Source organism: Paraburkholderia terricola, from assembly GCF_900142195.1.
Lineage (GTDB): Bacteria > Pseudomonadota > Gammaproteobacteria > Burkholderiales > Burkholderiaceae > Paraburkholderia > Paraburkholderia terricola.
The window spans coordinates 81,973-94,076 of the sequence record NZ_FRAB01000001.1; the positions used below are offsets into that span (position 1 = coordinate 81,973).

Annotated in this window: 12 protein-coding genes and 1 tRNA gene; 9 read left to right on the forward strand and 4 right to left on the reverse strand. The window is 64.7% G+C overall.

Going from position 1 to position 12,104, the window contains the following annotated elements; all coding sequences use genetic code 11:
- Nucleotides 1–197: 197 nt before the first annotated feature.
- Complete coding sequence (pgi, locus tag BUE39_RS00350) at nt 198–1,820, forward strand: glucose-6-phosphate isomerase (RefSeq protein ID WP_073426679.1); 1,623 nt, start codon at nt 198–200, stop codon at nt 1,818–1,820.
- A gap of 186 nt (nt 1,821–2,006) precedes the next feature.
- On the opposite strand, the gene BUE39_RS00355 is transcribed toward pgi, so the two are convergent.
- Nucleotides 2,007–2,693, reverse strand: coding sequence for an ABC transporter ATP-binding protein (locus BUE39_RS00355; RefSeq protein ID WP_073426680.1), 687 nt, complete (start codon nt 2,691–2,693; stop codon nt 2,007–2,009).
- Here BUE39_RS00355 and BUE39_RS00360 point away from each other — a divergent pair.
- Nucleotides 2,692–3,381: an arylesterase gene (locus BUE39_RS00360; protein WP_073426681.1), complete on the forward strand. Its 690-nt coding sequence runs from the start codon at nt 2,692–2,694 to the stop codon at nt 3,379–3,381. The genes BUE39_RS00355 and BUE39_RS00360 overlap by 2 nt on opposite strands.
- Nucleotides 3,382–3,499: 118 nt before the next feature.
- Nucleotides 3,500–3,841 (forward strand): hypothetical protein, encoded by a 342-nt coding sequence (locus tag BUE39_RS00365; RefSeq protein ID WP_073426682.1) that lies wholly within the window; start codon nt 3,500–3,502, stop codon nt 3,839–3,841.
- A gap of 111 nt (nt 3,842–3,952) precedes the next feature.
- On the opposite strand, the gene BUE39_RS00370 is transcribed toward BUE39_RS00365, so the two are convergent.
- Both BUE39_RS00370 and BUE39_RS00375 read right to left on the reverse strand, forming a co-directional pair.
- A complete protein-coding gene (locus BUE39_RS00370) occupies nt 3,953–5,890 on the reverse strand; it encodes a SurA N-terminal domain-containing protein (protein ID WP_073426683.1) in 1,938 nt (645 codons plus the stop codon).
- Between the two features lie 83 nt (nt 5,891–5,973).
- Nucleotides 5,974–6,050: transfer RNA gene (locus BUE39_RS00375), tRNA-Asp, on the reverse strand.
- Nucleotides 6,051–6,645: 595 nt separating this feature from the next.
- On the opposite strand from BUE39_RS00375, the gene BUE39_RS00380 reads away from it, so the two are divergent.
- Together BUE39_RS00380 and BUE39_RS00385 are read left to right on the forward strand one after the other, a co-directional pair.
- Nucleotides 6,646–7,650: a hypothetical protein gene (locus BUE39_RS00380; protein ID WP_412534833.1), complete on the forward strand. Its 1,005-nt coding sequence runs from the start codon at nt 6,646–6,648 to the stop codon at nt 7,648–7,650.
- A 2-nt stretch (nt 7,651–7,652) separates the two neighbouring features.
- Nucleotides 7,653–8,456 carry a bestrophin-like domain gene (locus BUE39_RS00385; protein WP_073426684.1) on the forward strand — a complete coding sequence of 268 codons (804 nt, stop codon included), beginning with the start codon at nt 7,653–7,655 and terminating at the stop codon, nt 8,454–8,456.
- Nucleotides 8,457–8,597: 141 nt separating this feature from the next.
- Here BUE39_RS00385 and BUE39_RS00390 read toward each other — a convergent pair whose 3' ends face one another.
- Entirely contained in the window at nt 8,598–9,275 is a 678-nt protein-coding gene (locus BUE39_RS00390) for a LuxR C-terminal-related transcriptional regulator (RefSeq protein WP_073426685.1), read from the reverse strand.
- Nucleotides 9,276–9,551: 276 nt separating this feature from the next.
- On the opposite strand from BUE39_RS00390, the gene BUE39_RS00395 reads away from it, so the two are divergent.
- The 4 genes from BUE39_RS00395 to BUE39_RS00410 are packed head-to-tail and all read left to right on the forward strand — an operon-like array spanning nt 9,552 to nt 11,912.
- On the forward strand, nt 9,552–10,229 hold the full coding sequence (locus BUE39_RS00395; RefSeq protein ID WP_073426686.1) for a DUF2589 domain-containing protein: 678 nt from the start codon (nt 9,552–9,554) through the stop codon (nt 10,227–10,229).
- 31 nt (nt 10,230–10,260) lie between these two features.
- Nucleotides 10,261–10,968 (forward strand): DUF2589 domain-containing protein, encoded by a 708-nt coding sequence (locus BUE39_RS00400; RefSeq protein ID WP_073426687.1) that lies wholly within the window; start codon nt 10,261–10,263, stop codon nt 10,966–10,968.
- Nucleotides 10,961–11,407 (forward strand): lysozyme, encoded by a 447-nt coding sequence (locus BUE39_RS00405; protein ID WP_073426688.1) that lies wholly within the window; start codon nt 10,961–10,963, stop codon nt 11,405–11,407. The genes BUE39_RS00400 and BUE39_RS00405 overlap by 8 nt, the downstream gene beginning before the upstream one ends.
- A 22-nt stretch (nt 11,408–11,429) precedes the next feature.
- Nucleotides 11,430–11,912, forward strand: coding sequence for a hypothetical protein (locus BUE39_RS00410; RefSeq protein ID WP_073426689.1), 483 nt, complete (start codon nt 11,430–11,432; stop codon nt 11,910–11,912).
- The last annotated feature ends 192 nt before the right edge of the window (nt 11,913–12,104 follow it).

The window sequence follows — 12,104 nt, forward strand, 5'->3', positions numbered from 1 at the left end:
TGCGCCGCGGGTTGGATCCTTCGCGGGTTGCGGCGAAACTTCAACGGGCGGCTTCATCGCGAGGCTGCCGGCCCGAAGTTTCAGCGCAAGCCGCGGCGAACCGGCCGCGCGGCATCGCTCTAACAGCATCGTTGCATCATCCTCGGCAGCGCTTCACGCGCACGCCTTTCTTCGTGCCCCTTCGTTAGACGGACGCTATGACGCAGAACTCGCTCCCCTCCTGGTCCTCGCTGCAAACGCATTACGAAAGCATTCGCGATGCGCACCTGCGCGACTGGTTCGCCCCCGAGAACGACCCCGCCCCCACTCGCGCCGAGCGCTTCGCGTTCGCGGGCGGCGGTCTCGCAGCCGATTTCTCGAAGAACCGCATCACCGACGAAACCCTGAACCTACTCGTGCAGCTCGCGCGCGAAGCGGGCGTCGAACAGCGCCGCGACGCGATGTTCGCGGGTGAAGTCGTCAATCCCACCGAAGGCCGCGCCGCGCTGCACACGGCCTTGCGCGCCAGCGACCCGAACGCGCCGTTCCACGCGCAGGTACAGGCCGAGCGCGCGAAGATGGCCGCGTTCGCCGACCAGGTGCGCAGCGGCGCATGGACCGGCTATACCGGCAAGCGGATCCGCTACGTGGTGAACATCGGCATCGGCGGCTCGGACCTCGGGCCGAAGATGGTCGTGCACGCGCTGCAGCATCTGGCCACGCCCGACATCACCACGCACTTCGTATCGAACGTCGACGGCGCGGATCTCTACAACGTGATGCAGAAGATCGATCCCGAGGAAACGCTCGCGATCATCGTCTCCAAGACGTTCACCACGCTCGAAACCATGACCAACGCGCGCTCGCTGCGCGACTGGTTCGTTCAGAAGGGTTGCCCGGAAAATGCGCTGGCGAAGCACTTCGTCGGTGTGTCGGCCAATCCCGCGGAAGTGGTCAAGTTCGGCATCGCGAAAGAAAACGTGTTCGAGATGTGGGACTGGGTCGGCGGCCGTTATTCGCTGTGGTCGGCGGTGGGTCTGTCGATCATGATCGCGGTCGGCCCGCAACAGTTCGGCGAACTGCTCGCCGGCGCTAATGAAATGGATCAGCATTTCCGCGACGCGACGCTCGAAAAAAACCTTCCGGTGCTGCTCGGCATGCTCGGCATCTGGTATCGCAACTTCTTCGGCTCGCAAAGCTATCTGGTCGCGCCGTATTCGGAAGCGCTGCATTACCTGCCCTCATATCTGCAACAGCTCGAAATGGAGAGCAACGGCAAGTCGGCGCGTCTCGATGGCGCAACCGTCGACTATCCGACCTCCGCGGTGACGTGGGGCGAACCCGGCACGAACGGCCAGCATGCGTTCTTCCAGATGCTGCATCAAGGCCCGACAATCGTGCCGATCGACTTCATCGCGGTGCTGACGCCGGAGCATCCGCTCGCGAGCCATCATCCGAAGCTGCTGGCGAACTGCTTCGCGCAAAGCGAAGCATTGATGCTCGGCCGCACGCTCGAGGAAGCGACAAAAGTGGCCGGCGCGGATCAGCCGGAACTCGCGCCGCACCTGGTGTTTCCGGGCAACCGGCCGACCAGCACGCTGCTCGTCGAGGCGCTCACCGCGCGTTCGCTCGGCGCGTTGATCGCGTTGTATGAACATAAGGTGCTGGTGCAGGCGTCGGTCTGGAACATCAATCCGTTCGATCAATGGGGCGTCGAGTTGGGCAAGATTCTCGGCAAGGTGGTCGAGGCCGATCTGACCGCGGCAAGCGTCGATGAGAAGAAGCACGACTCGTCGACTTCGGCGTTGATCGCGCGGGCGCGCGCCGCGTTGAAGCGGTGACATCCAAGCAATGAGCGCGGGCGGCGCGCTTGCGTGGCGCCGCTGATGCGTGAGGCTTGTTCGATTGCACATTGCCGCGGTCGAGCAAGCCGGAACGACAAAGCGGGCTTTCGCGGCCCGCTTTTTTTGCGCTTTGCTCGCTTTGCTGTATCGAACGTTTTAGATCTTCAACGACGCGCCGCCCTGTCAGGCGAGCCGCCCCGCCTCGATCGTCACCGTGGTATCGCAGCGGCGCGCCAGTTCGACGTCGTGTGTGACGAGAATCAGCGTGGCGCCGTTCGCGCGGTTCATCTCGAACATCAGGTCGATCACCGCATGGCCGGTGGCCGCGTCGAGACTGCCGGTGGGCTCGTCCGCGAACAGGATCGCCGGATGCGTGACGAACGCGCGCGCCAGCGCGACGCGTTGCTGTTCGCCGCCCGAGAGCAGCTTCGGATAATGGCCGGTGCGCTGCCCGAGCCCGACCTGCTCCAGCAAGCCGCGCGCACGCGCCGCGGCCTCGCGCGTGCTGATGCCGCCTTGCAGTTCGAGCGGCAACGTGACGTTTTCGAGCGCGGTCAAATGCGGCATCAATTGAAACGACTGGAAGACGAAACCGACCGAGCCGCTGCGCAACGCCGCGCGCTGGTCTTCGTTCAATTCGGCGAGCTCGCGCCCGAGCAGCCGAACCGAGCCCGAGCTTGCGCTGTCCAATCCTGCGAGCAAGCCGAGCAGCGTAGACTTGCCCGACCCGGATGCACCGACGATCGCCACACTGCTGCCGGCATCGATAGCAAGATCGATGTTGTCGAGAATCGTCAGTTCGCCTGTTGCATCCTTAACCTTCTTGCACAAACCCCGCACTTCAATGACTGGATCAGTTTTGTTTAGCATGGTGAAGCGTAGGTTGAAAGTGCGCGCCATAGCGCTGACTACGGCATTCGGCTCGGCCGTCATGGCCGCCGCCCTGTGTTCGCTGCCCTTCGCGGCTCACGGCGCCAACACGCCCGAGCCCGCCAGGCCGGTGATCGTCGTACTCGGCGACAGCATCTCCGCCGAGTACGGCTTGCCCCGCGACACCGGCTGGGTCGCGTTGATGCGCAAACGCCTGAGCGAGGAGCGAATCGATTATAGCGTCGCCAATGCAAGCATCAGCGGCGACACCACCAGCGGCGGCAGGGCCCGCTTGCCGGCGCTCATGCAGCGCCTGAAGCCGAGCATCGTGATCGTCGAACTCGGCGCGAACGACGCCTTGCGCGGCGTACCGCTCGCCACCACCGAAGACAACCTGCGCACGATCATCGAGCAGGCTCAACAAGGTCACGCGAAGGTCGTGCTGGTCGGCATGTATGTGCCGCCCAATTACGGCCCCGACTACACGCAGAAGTTCCACGGCCTCTACGGGCAGTTATCGAAACAGCTTCGGGTGCCGCTCGTGCCGTTCATGCTCGCGGGCATCGCCGACAAGCCCGAGATGTTCCAGGCGGATCAACTGCATCCCACCGTGCAGGCACAACCAGTGCTACTCGATAACGTGTGGCCCGCCGTCAAGCCACTCCTTCGCACAAGTTCGCCGCACTGAACAGTCCGCTAACAACTTGTTTCCAGAACTTCGGGAACATGGATCGGTAAGGTCTATCTGACACCTTCAACTCCATGTAACCCGGCTCGTTTTTAGAGCGAATTCCTGAGGAGATAACGTGAAATACTTACCGTTAATCGCTTTGACCGTGGCAATTTCCGCCTGCGCCGCTCAACCGCCGGCGGGCGTCCAGTCAGTGGGCCAAAGCCAGCAGGCACCGAAGGCCGTCGCCACCTGCATCGCGCAGAAATGGGCTGACGGCTCGCAACAGCAGGTCGTGTCGCAAGACACGCTCGCCAACGATCAAGCCGTCGACGTCTATGTCCCCGGTCAACAGCCGCCGAATGGCGCAGCCGCGGTGGTGCGTCCTTCGTATTCCGGCAAGGGTTCGTGGGTCGGCTTCCGCGCGAGTGGCGCGGCGGGCAGCGATGCCACCAGCGCGATCAGCGCCTGCCTGTAACGCATCGGGCGTCGAGGCGTTTGAAGCAAACCGTTTGATGAGCTTTCATGCTCGGCAAAAAGAAAGCCCCGCATTTGCGGGGCTTTTCTTATTTCACGCGTTGCGGCCGGCTCATTCGCTGCTCGCCTGCGCGTTGCCGCTCTCCAGCGAACCGTAGAACTTCACCTTCGAGCGCGCGCGCAACGCTTCCAGATAAGCCTCTGCTTCAGACTGCGCGTCGACTTGCGCGATCTGCTGCTGTGCGGCGGCGAGGCGTTGCGGATCGATCGGTGCGCCCGCGACGACCGAGTTCACGCGATAGATCGCATAACCGTCGTCGCCGAGATCGACGCCCACGTAGGCCGGCAACTTTTGCGCATCCGCCTTGTAGATTGCACTCAATGCGACCGGCGGCATGCCCTGCGCGTCATTGCGCGAAACCTTCAGCGGCGACGAGAAGCCGGTGGTGGCCTTCGACTTTTCGAACTCGGCGAGCTTCGCGATGCCGTCCTTATGAGCGGCCTCGTTCGATTGAGCCGCGATCACCTTCTGACGCACGGTGTCCTTGACCGCGTCGAGCGCGGGCACGGCTGCGGCCTTGTAGTCGGTGACGCGCGCCGCGATCAGCGTGTTGCCGCCGACGTCGATGGCCTGCGTGTTGTTGCGCGCGGTCACCGCGTCGTTCGCGAACACCGCGGCGAGAAACTTCGCGTTGTTCAGCGGACTGTCAGGCGGCAGCTTCGGGTTCGGCTGCGGCGTGACGGTGGCCGTCTGCAATGGCAGCTTGTATTTGTCCGCGGCCGGTTGCAGGCTCTTCGCTTTTTCATAGACGATCGACGTGAAGCCTTCCGAGTCGTCGCTAAACGCCTTGGCCGCCTGCTGCGTCTTGAGCTCTTTCGCGATCTGTTCTTTCACTTCGTCGAACGGCTTCGTGACGGCCGGCTTCACGTCCGTCGCCTTGACGATGTGATAGCCGAAGTCGGTCTGCACGATGCCGCTGACTTCGTCTTTCTTCAGCGCGAACACGGCGTCGTCGAATGCCTGGCCGCCCGCGATCATGCCGCGGCTGAAGTAACCCAGGTCGCCGCCCTTCGAGGCCGAACCCGGATCCTGCGAATCCTGCTGTGCGATCTGCGCGAATTGATCCGGGTGCGCCTTGATCTGCGCGAGCAACGCCTCGGCTTTCTGTTTCGCCTTGGCCTTGTCGGCCGCGCTCGCATCCTTCGGCGCGGCGATCAGGATGTGGCTCGCGCGCACCTGGCCTTCCGTGCGGTAATGCGCGATGTTGTCCTCGTAGTACTTCTTCAGATCGGCGTCGCTCGGCTGCACCGAGGCCGCGAGATTTGCCGGCGACATCACGAGATACTGGATCGTGGCGGTGGCCGGCGTGGCGAAGTCGTTGCGATGCGCGTCGTAATAGGCTTGCAGTTGCGCGTCGGTGGGCTGCACCTTCGCCGCGTAGTCGCGCGGATGGAACGCGATGCCCTGCACTTCGCGCTGCTGTTCGGCGAGTTCGGTCAGATGCTGCGCGAGGGTTTTCGATGTGAAGGCGCTGCTCTGGATGCTGGCCGGCAACTGCTGCGTGGAGATGTCGTAGCGCACGCGTTCGTCGTACTGGTCGGGCGTCATGCCCTGCATGGCGAGCAACTGCTTGTAACGGTCCACGTCGATCGTGCCGTCGGGTTTCTTCAGCGACGAGATCACCGGATCGTTGAGCAATACGCGGCGCACGGCGTCGTCGGACGCGGTGAGGTGCAGGCGCTGCGTTTCGTCGACCAGCACGCGCTGCTCGATCAGGCCGTCGAGCATCTGACTGCGGCGCTCCGGCGTATCGAACGACTTCATGTCGAACTGTGCGCCGAGCATCTGCCGCGCGCGGTCGAGTTGCTGACGCATCGCGCTGTCGTATTCCGCGCGCGTGATCTTGTGACCGTTGACGCTCGCAACGTTTGCGCTTTCGTCAAAAAAGCCGCGGAAGCCTTGAATGCCCACAAAACCCAACCCCGGCACAATGACGAGGATGAGCATGAACATCATCAGGCGTTTGTGATTGCGGAAAAAATCGAGCATGCGTGAGTGCCAAAAACGGAACGCCCGATATTACAACAGCGGGCAATAAAAAAGGCGAACCGGAGTTCGCCTTTCGAGGATACTGGCGGAGTGGACGGGACTCGAACCCGCGACCCCCGGCGTGACAGGCCGGTATTCTAACCGACTGAACTACCACTCCTGATACTGCTCTACAAGAGCCCGTGATTTTGCCTCATCTGTCGCCACACCGCAACAGAAATCTGCCGAGCGGCCGACGCGAGCAAGCACCCAGGCACGCCCCGCATACATGACATTCACGCGCCCGCTGCCGTGCGAATCGAAGCCGGCCGGCACATGACGCGCGCCCGACCCGCTCGCGAAATCGACCGCGATCTCGTTGTGCAGCGCGGCAGTCCTGCCCTATGAGGACGGACCGATCAGCACGAAAAGCGGCACACGTGTCGCGCGAAACGCTGCATCACGCATGCTTCGCCCCGCTCCCTCTTTATATAAGTAGTCGGCCCAACGCCCTTCATGGGCGCTTCGTCATGCCTTCGTCCATGACTTCCGCCCGATTGTCCGCGACCCGTTAGCCACGCAAAGTGGTCGCTGCCGTTAAGCGCATCTCGCGCCGGACGCCACCCGACACCGGACAGGTCATTCGAATGGACATCTATCGCTTTGCGAAGCGTCTTCGCTTTCATGACGCATCGCGCGCCTCACAGTGTCACGCATCATACGATGGCGCGTCGCCCGGCGCGCTGCTCGCGCAACTGCGCGACGAATGCGAGGCGATGGCGCGTTATGCGTTGCACCACGGCCTGCCGGTCGCGCCCGAAACGATCGCGCTGTTGAGCGCGCTGATCGACGGCATGCCGTCCGATACGCGACCGGCTGTCTTGTCAGGCGCTTCATCGTCCACGGCACCGTCCACCGCACCGTCCAACGAAACCGCGAATGCCACACCGCGTCACTCCACCTCGGCACAGCACGCGCTCGCGTCGATCCACCGCAAACTCGCGGCGCTGATCGCGCCCGCCACGCCGCAAGCCGTCACGTTGCTGGATGAACAGCATCGCCTCGCCCGCCCGCTCGCGTGGCTCGGTCCGGTTCCGTTGATCCGCCTGCTGACCGTCGCGGCGATTTCGTTTCTGATCGCCGTCATCGCAACCGGGCTCTCGCCCGAGGTGTCCGCGGACAACGTCGAGCGCGGCTTTCTCGATTCGCACGGCACGCAGTTGCTGTGGAACGCGCTCTTCCTGCTGTTCTGCGCGGGACTCGGCGCGTCGTTCGCCACGCTGTTTCAGGCGCATCGCTATATCGCGGCGTCGACCTACGACCCGAAGTACGACGCGTCTTACGGCGCGCGGCTGATCCTCGGCGTGATCGCGGGGCTGATTCTGGTCGAGCTGCTGCCGCCGCGGCTCTTCGATCAAGGCGGCATGCACAGCTTCGGCAAACCCGCGCTCGCGATGCTCGGCGGTTTCTCGGCGACCGCCGTGCATCGGCTGCTGCAACGCCTCGTCGATACGCTCGACACGCTCGTGCGCGGCGATCGTTCCGCCGATGTCGACGCCGCGCTGCACACGCGCCGCGCCCAGGCCGCCAGCGAACGCACGCAATGGCAGAGCGAACTCGCCGCCAGTCTGCTCGATCTGCAGCAGTCGTTCGACAAGCCCGATTCCGCCGACACCGCTCGCCGGCGCCTTGCCGAACTCACGCGCGCGATGCTCGCCGGCGATCCGTTCAGCCCTTCATTCCGCCCCTCCTCCACGACATTCTCAAACGACACGGAGTAACCATGCTCTTCCTCTACAACCTGCCGGCCGCCGTGATGGGCATGCTGGTCGTCGGCGCCACGCTCGTTGCGGCGCTCGCCGGCTACCTGCTGTTTCGTCGCTGCTTTCCGATCCGGCTCGACGCCGAGCAGCGCGGCATGACGGTCGCGATGATGTCCGCGGTCACCACCATCAACTCGCTGCTGGTCGCGTTCGCCGCCGTCACCGTATGGGGCACCTACGATGCGGCGGCCGGCACGGTCGCCGCCGAAGCCGCATGCGCGACCGAACTGGCGCGCGATCTCGCGTCGTTCGGCAAGCCCGACGCGCGAGCGGCGCGGCGCGAACTCATCGTCTACATGGAGCACGTCGTACGCGATGAATGGCCGCAAATGCAGCAGCACGCCCGCGCGGACCCCGCCACCGAAGCCGCGTTCAGCCGCATGTTCGCGACCACCAACCGCATCACGCCGACGGGCGACCGCGAACGGGCGCTGCTCACCGAAGTGCTCGCCCGCGTGAATGAAATGACCAAGCTCCGCGAGCATCGCCTGCAAGCGCTCGACGTCGCGATGCCCGCGACGCTATGGGGTGTGATGCTGATCGCGAGCGCGCTCTCGCTCGTGCTGCTGTACGTGTTGCCCGCGACGCGCTTTCACTTCGGCCTCGTCACCATCTGGGCGACCACGCTCGGGCTCGCGTTCTTTTTCGTCCTGGCCGTGGACCGGCCGTTCGCCGGCGAGGTCAGCGTGAGTCCCGCGCCGTTGCGGCATGCGATCGAAACGCTTGCCGCCGAGGACGAGGGGCATCCGGGCGCGCCGGCCTGAGCGCGACGCCGCCGCCGAGGGCGGCGCGCTTCACGCCGATAGCGTGCCGATACAGCCGACGCGCCGCCGCCCGATCGAGTCCCCTTCCGCCGCGCGCGCACGCGTGCGGTCATTCATCCGGGCCGCGAACGGGCGCGGCTTTTATTCATGTACCGCGCATACCGTCGCTTGCAGGTACGCGCTTTCCGGCGTGATATGACGCGACAGCCACAGCGCGGCTTCGGTGCGGTTGCTCACGCCGATCTGCCGGAATAGCGCATACAGGTGGTTCTTGATGGTTCCCTCGGCGACGTTCAGCACGCGGCAGATCTGCTTGTTCGACTTGCCTTCGGCGAGCAGCCGCAACACCTCGCGCTGCCGCGGCGTGAGGCGCTCGAACGCGCGGTCGCCCGAAGGCGATTCCCCGGACGCGACGCCGGCGGCGAGACCGTAACTCGGCGGCACGTAAATCGCGCCCGAGGCGACGCGGCATAGCGCATCGGCGAACTCGTCCGCGCTCGCATGTCGCTCGACGATGCCCGCGGCGCCCGCCATCAGCGCGTCGGCAATCGCCTGGCGGTACACCGTGCGCACGACGAACAGCCACGGCACCGTGCCGAGCGTGTCCTGCAGCAGCTTCGGCCAGCCCATGCGCGCCGCCCGCTCGTCCCATTCGAGCGTCACCGCGCCGACCGTGCCCGGCGGGAATTCCTCACGGATGCGGTAAATGTCGTCAGCGCACTGAGCCGACCACACCTGGCAAGTGCTATCGCGCCGCCATAAGACATCGGCCACTCCCGCCACGAACAACGGCGGACTATCGATCATTAGAACGTTCATTTTGCGCGGTTCCCCTCGGTAGCGAGACGCTCGGGTTCACGTTATTCGCGTCTCTTCGGCTCGCTTTTACCGCTCTTTTCAAAACGACGCACTAGGTCCGTTGATCCGTGACAAACGTTCTAATGCAAAAGGCACATTAATTCTTTACGATTTTCCATGACCGTCACCCCTGTCTACATCCATGACGGCCGGCCTCTCCAAATGGGCCTTCAGATTATGTAACTTGAATAAAGGCAGTGTATTCGCACTGCCCGGTTTTCACCACTGGAGGTTTGTATGGATGCTAATTTCATCGGTTCCGTCATTAACGCGTTGCCAATGGACCAAATGATCGCAGGGCCATTGAAAGCAATGATTACCGCGCAAACCCAGGCGGCAAAAAGTTACGCCGACTTTCTGATGCAGGTTTGCATTCAGGACGGCAAGGCGGTGGCCGTCCAGTTCGACTACGACGAAACCCTCGTCGACGAAAGCGGCGTATCGAAAGGCGTGGTGCAGAAGACCATGCGCATTCCGCTGCTGGCCGCGATCGTCCATCCGATCATCGCGATCGAGGAAGGCACGATCGACTTCGAACTGGAAATCACGCAGTCGGAGAAGTCGTCGTCGTCGACCGAAGCGGGCGGCGAGTTGCAGGTCAAGCTCGGCTGGGGACCGGTCAGCGTGAGCATGTCGGGCCGCGTGTCGCACAAGGCCGAGCAGACCCGCAGCACCGATACGCGCGCCAAGTACTCGATCCACACGCAGGTCAAGCGGCAGCCGCCGCCCGAGGCGCTGATGCGCGTCATCGACTTTCTGACGGATGCGGCCACCAAACCGGTCGTGACGGAGGACAAGTCGAAGGACGTGAAGGCGCTGCCCGCGACGCCGACCGACGGCAAGCTGATCGGCGAGTCTGCGGCCGGCGGCGCGACGCAGGCGGCGGGCGGCCAGCCGCAGCCCGCTCATCAGTAAGCGCGACGGCCACTGACGGCGGACGGACATCATGTTCAATTTTTTCAGGCGGCGCGGCGCGCAACGTTCGCCGGCCCATTCCCCTTCGCATGACGACGCCGCGAACGCGGTTCCGGCCGATGCCGTCGACGGCGAGGCGGCCGCCGCGCACGACGGCGGCGGCGCGCCGCCCGGCGCTCCCCCACCCGGCGACACCCCGCCGCCGCCCAACGCCAACCCACCCCCGCCGCGCGGCCTCGCGCTCGACGAAATCACCCGCGGCATGCAGCACGCCGCGGCCGCCGCGAACCAGTTGCTCGCGCATCAGTACACCGCCGTGCTCGATCAGTTCTTCGATCAGGACGAGGACGGTTTGCTGTCGCCGCGCGTCGTCGAACTCGCGCTCGACGCGGAGCACACCATGCCGGTGCCGCTCGTCGCGCTCGCCACGCCGCGCGGACTCGCGCTCGACAGGATGGTCGTGCATCTGACCGTGCGCGCCGACTTCACCGAAGCGCTGCCCGCGGGCGGACTGGCCGGCGGCGATCAACGCGGGCGCTTCTTCGTCACGCTCGCTCCGCCATCGGCGCGCAAGGATGCCGAGGGCCGGCAGGCGCAACGCGACACCCAGCACATCGACATCGAAATGCAGTTCACGGCGCTCGCGCCGCCCGAGGCGATCATGCGCGTGATCGACGAGTACACCCATCGACTCGTGCCGCGCAAACGTCACGACGAACCGGAGAAACCTCATGACTGACCAACCCACGCGCACCGGCGCGCAAGGCATCGACCTGATCAAACACTTCGAGGGCCTGCGCCTTCAGCGCTATCTCGACGCGGTCGGCAAGCCGACCATCGGCTATGGACATCTGATCCTGCCGCACGAGCATTTCGATCGCCCGCTCAGCGAAGCGGAAGCGCAAGCGCTGCTCAGGCGCGACCTGCGCGGCGCCGAATTGCAACTGTGCAAGCTGGTGCGCGTGCCCATCACGCAGCAGCAATTCGACGCGCTGATGTCGTTCGTGTTCAACCTCGGCGCGGGACGGCTGCGTTCGTCGACCCTGTTGCGCTATCTGAACGCCGGCTCGCCCGCTCGTGCCGCCGATCAATTCCTCGTGTGGAACAAGGCGGGCGGCAAGCCGCTTGCCGGACTCACGCGCCGCCGCCAGGCCGAACGCAAGCTGTTTCTCTCCTAGCGCATTCAAAGGGGTCTTTCCGATGATCTCGAACCATCGTGCCGCAGCCGGCATCGTCACGGCCGCCATCGCGGTTTGCCTCGCGGGCTTCGCGAGTTTTGCTCACGCGCAGCAGCCGCCGCCGCTCACCTGCGACGCCGAAGCCGCGCGCATCAACCAGGCGTTGCAGCTCGCGCATCAGCCGGCGCTGTGCGCGAGGTGTGCCGAGCGGCTCGCGCAAACGCTCGACAGTCTCTACACCCGCGGCGTCCTGCCGAACTTCTATACGTCGGCCGACCGCGCCGACTGGGACGACCCGCAGCGCCGCCCCGCGATGATGAGCGGCCGGAGCCTCGCGCGAATACCCGACGGCACGGACCTCGTCGCGGACATCGACAGCGGCTTCGGGCCGCGCGGCATCCACCGTTTGCGCTACACGCAGGCGAACCGCCCCATCGCCGTCACGACGGTGGACCGCGGCGTGTCGATACCGGTGTCGTTCTGCACACGCGAGGCCGCGCACTGACCGCAAGCAGCGCGGCCCATTGCGTGCGCTATCGGTTCATGGGCCATCCGTTCTATGTCGCATACCGGCCTTCCGCCCCATTCATGCCGATGCGCGGCCCACGTACTCTGCAAGCGTAGTGAGATTCACGCAACGCAAGCCCTACCCGGCCGAAACGCGAACAGAAACGCGAACACCCATGCGCTCGCCGTG

Bases quoted from the DNA above. Each gene is read 5' to 3' on its own strand.
- pgi (WP_073426679.1), top strand. From the start codon at position 198: ATGACGCAGAACTCGCTCCCCTCCTGGTCCTCGCTGCAAACGCATTAC.
- BUE39_RS00360 (WP_073426681.1), top strand. From the start codon at position 2,692: ATGGTGAAGCGTAGGTTGAAAGTGCGCGCCATAGCGCTGACTACGGCA.
- BUE39_RS00355 (WP_073426680.1), bottom strand. From the start codon at position 2,693: ATGCTAAACAAAACTGATCCAGTCATTGAAGTGCGGGGTTTGTGCAAG.
- BUE39_RS00370 (WP_073426683.1), bottom strand. From the start codon at position 5,890: ATGCTCGATTTTTTCCGCAATCACAAACGCCTGATGATGTTCATGCTC.
- BUE39_RS00380 (WP_412534833.1), top strand. From the start codon at position 6,646: ATGGCGCGTTATGCGTTGCACCACGGCCTGCCGGTCGCGCCCGAAACG.
- BUE39_RS00385 (WP_073426684.1), top strand. From the start codon at position 7,653: ATGCTCTTCCTCTACAACCTGCCGGCCGCCGTGATGGGCATGCTGGTC.
- BUE39_RS00390 (WP_073426685.1), bottom strand. From the start codon at position 9,275: ATGAACGTTCTAATGATCGATAGTCCGCCGTTGTTCGTGGCGGGAGTG.
- BUE39_RS00395 (WP_073426686.1), top strand. From the start codon at position 9,552: ATGGATGCTAATTTCATCGGTTCCGTCATTAACGCGTTGCCAATGGAC.
- BUE39_RS00400 (WP_073426687.1), top strand. From the start codon at position 10,261: ATGTTCAATTTTTTCAGGCGGCGCGGCGCGCAACGTTCGCCGGCCCAT.
- BUE39_RS00405 (WP_073426688.1), top strand. From the start codon at position 10,961: ATGACTGACCAACCCACGCGCACCGGCGCGCAAGGCATCGACCTGATC.
- BUE39_RS00410 (WP_073426689.1), top strand. From the start codon at position 11,430: ATGATCTCGAACCATCGTGCCGCAGCCGGCATCGTCACGGCCGCCATC.